Raw genomic sequence first — 4025 nt, forward strand, 5'->3', positions numbered from 1 at the left:
CCTTTTGAAGTAGTTCTTCTTCTGGTTCCATCTCTATTATATTTATCGGCATAAAATGAGAAAAAGTTAACTGTCAAAGAGCAATTTTTGAGAAACGAACTTCAAGGTTGCGAAAAATAAGAAATTTCTCTATTACCTCTTCTTCAATTTTAGAAATCCCAATATCCTCCTTTTTCTTTAGCTTTTCTTTTAAAATTAAAAGCTCCCCCTCTAACACCTCCCTTCTTAATTTTTCCCTCTCTGCCAATCCTTTAAGATATTCAATATCCTCCCCTTTTTTAAGCATTTCTTCCCTTCTTTTCTTTTCCTCCCCTATCTCTTTTTCAAGATTGCTTATCCTTGTTATAAGCCTTTCCTTCTCCTCATTAAAAATCTCTCTCTCCTCATTAAATGCTGTAATTTGTGTCCTGAATTCCTCTATTTCTCTCATCAGGGCATTATTTTGAAGGACAAGGTCTGATGTTTCCTTAAATTTAATGGGATATGGAACAATCTCGCCATCGGCTGTCTTTACGATTCTTGAAAGGAGGAGGCTTAAGATATCAAGGTCTTGCTTGGTAAATCTTTCCCGAGTTGCCTTATTATTAACGCAGACAACCGCGAAAATATCTCCGTTTGCCAAGAGGGGTGCAGCGATAAGGGATTTTGTATGATACCTGTCTGACCTATATTGCCTCTTTTCAAAACGGGGGTCATTATCAATATCCTCAACCAAAAGGGCTTCGCCTGTTTTTGCAACATAGCCAGCTATTCCCTCACCAACCCTTACCCTCGTATTTGCCATAATAAGGGGATCCAATCCAACCGCTGCCTCTATCCTCATCTCTTGCGTTTTCTTATCAATTGTCATTAAAGAGCAAATCTCAGCACCCATTGCCCTTGAGATAAGGTCTACTATAATAAAGTATAAATTCTGCTTTCCCAGAGAGCTTGCTGTACCATATTCTCCAGAAAATAGCTTATATGATTCTGATATGGCAAGTATTTCATCCTCCTTTTCTTCTAGCTCAATATTTTTAAAGAGAATTTTAAGGGAGGACGAGGCATAGGCAGAGATAAGGGCTGCCTCCCTTTCCAATATCTTCTTTAAAGCAGAGCTTTCTAAACTTTCGGTAAATGAGACAAAGCCCTTCTTTGTTTTTTCTCCTCCTATCTCCCTAAAGCCCAAAGGAACCTCATATTGAGCTATCCTACATCCTGTTAGGAGACCCATAAAATCATCGTCAAGGAAAATTGGGGAAAAGAAGCCAAAGAAACCATTTTTGCATTCCAAAACAAATGCCTTTTTTTCATTCCTTGCCCTTCTAAAGCCATCAATTATGAACCTTTTGCAAATACCCTCATCCATTTGTTGGCAGGCTTTTCCCTCTGAATAGAGGAATTTCCCATCTACATCCATTAGAAAAAAGTAAGGAGAGGGTAGTTCTTTTATTATTTCCTTTAGCCTCTCAAAGGAGCTATCCTTTATAAGAGAAGAAAGCAAAGCCTCAATTTTTCTTTTCATTTACAAAATTCTAAACCAATCCCCTAAATTCTTCTACTGACAATCCAATATCATCCAATATGCTCTTTAGGGTTCTTCTTTTTATTATTTTCCCCCTATGTCTTGGAACAATGGTATGTCTCATATCGGTTTTTCTTCGCCATACCTCATGGCTACCTTTTGCTGTTCTATAGAACTCAAATCCAATCTTCGCAAAAACCCTGATAACATCTTTATCTGTTACTGCCGGAAATCTTTCACTCATTCATACTTCCTGTAATATGGGAATACCTGAAGTAACCACTACATTTCCTTCATAGACTGGAACTGATGGTATAGCCTTGCCTATTTCTTGATAAGAATCAAGAAATATCCTTATTGCATCTTGAATATTCTCTATTGCTTCTGAATAAGTTTCTCCTTCCACATGGCATCCTTGAAGGATAGGACATTGAGCATAGTAACCACCTTCTTCTAAACATTCAACTATTATTGGAAATAAAATTGTCTTCATTTTCCCTCACTCCCTTATATGCTTCAAAGGATTATTTCTTAACACCCATAACTTCAAGCAATTTCTTCAATCTTTCCTCTCAAAGGAGCTATCCTTTATAAGAGAAGAAAGCAAAGCCTCAATTTTTCTTTTCATAATAACATCCCTATTTTATACTAAAAACTAGGTAGTTTGCAAAAATTTTTTTATAAGCTTTTTAAGAAAGTAACAATCTGCAAAATTGTATGTGTTTAGAACCAGGAAGAACACGAAGGTGTAAATTTTTAAGTTGCTTCGTGCCTCTTTCTGCGCTTCGTGGTTATTTTCCCTTTTGCTTGCAGCACCTTTACCGATTAGACAATTATAGAGAAGCTAAACACATACAAATATCCCAATTTTAAGATTTAGCCTAAAAGGCAGGGGGTAAGTTTCAAAAATACTTGTTTAACCCAGAAAAATGGTATAATTATAAAATGAAAAGATTGAGGCTTTATCTTGAAACATCTGTTTGGAATTTTGTGTGCCTAAATATAGGTCAGCTAAACACATACAATTGTTTTAAATCTTAAAGCCTAAATTACTTATGGGTGAAATGAATTTTAAAGGTGAGCTAAACACATACAGATTTATCATTTTATTAGGGTTAGTAAGCCTTTTTGCTGATATAACTTACGAGGGTGGCCGTAGCATCATTGGGCCTTATCTTGCCTTGTTAGGCGCATCAGCAACTGTGGTTGGAATTGTTGCTGGGTTTGGAGAATTGGTTGGGTATGGCTTGCGGCTTATCTCTGGCTACATTAGCGACAAAACAGGGAGGTATTGGTTAATAACCATCTTTGGATATACAGTCAATCTTCTGGCCATACCACTGCTGGCTTTAGCAGGGAGATGGGAAATCGCCGCAGCTCTTATGATTACAGAGCGAATAGGAAAAGCGATTCGTACTCCCAGTAGAGATGCGATGCTTTCGCATGCTACAAAAGAAATAGAGAGGGGTTTCTGCTTTGGTTTGCATGAAGCTATGGATCAAATAGGAGCAATGCTTGGGCCTTTAATCGTAGCCCTAGTTCTTTATGTTAAAGGCGGATATAAGGCCTGTTTTGGTGTATTACTCATACCTGCCCTTTTAGCATTGAGTGTTCTATTAGTAGCCAGATATCTCTATCCAAGACCCAGGGATTTAGAATCAGTCTTTGCTACCTTAGAAACTAAAGCTTTCCCTAAAATATTCTGGATATACCTTGCTGCTGTAGCTTTGGTTGCTACCGGATATGTTGATTTTCCATTAATCGCATATCATTTCAAAAAAGTATCCATTGCTTCGGATAATTGGATTCCTGTCTTTTACGTTATTGCGATGGGACTTGATGCTTTATCTTCACTTTTGTTTGGCCATTTATTTGACCAGAGAGGTATATCGGTTCTTGTCTTTGCTGTTTTTATCTCATTGTTTTTTACTCCGTTAGTCTTTTTAGGAAATTTTTATTTCGCCTTATTGGGAATAATATTATGGGGAATTGGTATGGGTGCTCAGGAGTCCATAATGAGGGCTGCTATCGCTAATATGATTTCTGTAAATAAGAGGGGGAAAGCCTACGGAATATTTAATGCTGGTTATGGTTTATTCTGGTTTCTTGGGAGCGCTCTTATGGGGATATTTTACGACAGATCAATCCTTGGGTTAATCATCTTCTCGGTTATAACCCAGCTTCTTTCAATCCCATTTTTTATGATGGCAAGAAGGCGCTTATACTGAATTGGTTATTGAAGCATTAGGATGTAGCAATTGCCCGTTAACTAACAAGGAAGAAATAGAACTGGTTGCCCGAAATTATTTACCTTTATCTAATTGCACAAAATGTGGCAGGCAAGCAACACTCATTTGCACTGCCTATGTGGATGTAACCAGGAGGTCTATAGTAAACATATAGTATCTTCCCTCACTTAGTGCAAAAATAGATAGGGTGTGTTTAGCTGTTTAAAAATTCATCCACCTTTTAAGAAATTTTGAATTCTAAATTTTGAATTTTGAATTGAAGGTTTAAGTTT

The 4025-nt window shown here is 37.1% G+C and carries 4 protein-coding genes; 1 reads left to right on the forward strand and 3 read right to left on the reverse strand.

The window, feature by feature from the left end; all coding sequences use genetic code 11:
* Positions 1-73: 73 nt before the first annotated feature.
* Genes AB1397_00830 through AB1397_00840 form a run of 3 tightly spaced genes read right to left on the reverse strand, consistent with a single transcriptional unit; the run spans position 74 to position 1997 of the window.
* Positions 74-1504 (reverse strand): GAF domain-containing protein, encoded by a 1431-nt coding sequence (locus AB1397_00830; protein MEW6481548.1) that lies wholly within the window; start codon positions 1502-1504, stop codon positions 74-76.
* A gap of 10 nt (positions 1505-1514) precedes the next feature.
* Entirely contained in the window at positions 1515-1748 is a 234-nt protein-coding gene (locus tag AB1397_00835) for a type II toxin-antitoxin system HicA family toxin (GenBank protein MEW6481549.1), read from the reverse strand.
* Positions 1749-1997, reverse strand: a complete 249-nt coding sequence (locus AB1397_00840; protein ID MEW6481550.1) for a type II toxin-antitoxin system HicB family antitoxin — start codon at positions 1995-1997, stop codon at positions 1749-1751.
* Between the two features lie 571 nt (positions 1998-2568).
* Here AB1397_00840 and AB1397_00845 point away from each other — a divergent pair.
* Positions 2569-3732, forward strand: coding sequence for an MFS transporter (locus AB1397_00845; protein MEW6481551.1), 1164 nt, complete (start codon positions 2569-2571; stop codon positions 3730-3732).
* Positions 3733-4025: the final 293 nt, after the last annotated feature.

It is taken from the genome of bacterium (assembly GCA_040756715.1).
GTDB lineage: Bacteria > UBA9089 > UBA9088 > UBA9088 > UBA9088 > JBFLYE01.

Coding starts and splice junctions, on each gene's coding strand:
- AB1397_00845 (MEW6481551.1), top strand. CDS start 2,569: ATGAATTTTAAAGGTGAGCTAAACACATACAGATTTATCATTTTATTA.
- AB1397_00840 (MEW6481550.1), bottom strand. CDS start 1,997: ATGAAGACAATTTTATTTCCAATAATAGTTGAATGTTTAGAAGAAGGT.
- AB1397_00835 (MEW6481549.1), bottom strand. CDS start 1,748: ATGAGTGAAAGATTTCCGGCAGTAACAGATAAAGATGTTATCAGGGTT.
- AB1397_00830 (MEW6481548.1), bottom strand. CDS start 1,504: ATGAAAAGAAAAATTGAGGCTTTGCTTTCTTCTCTTATAAAGGATAGC.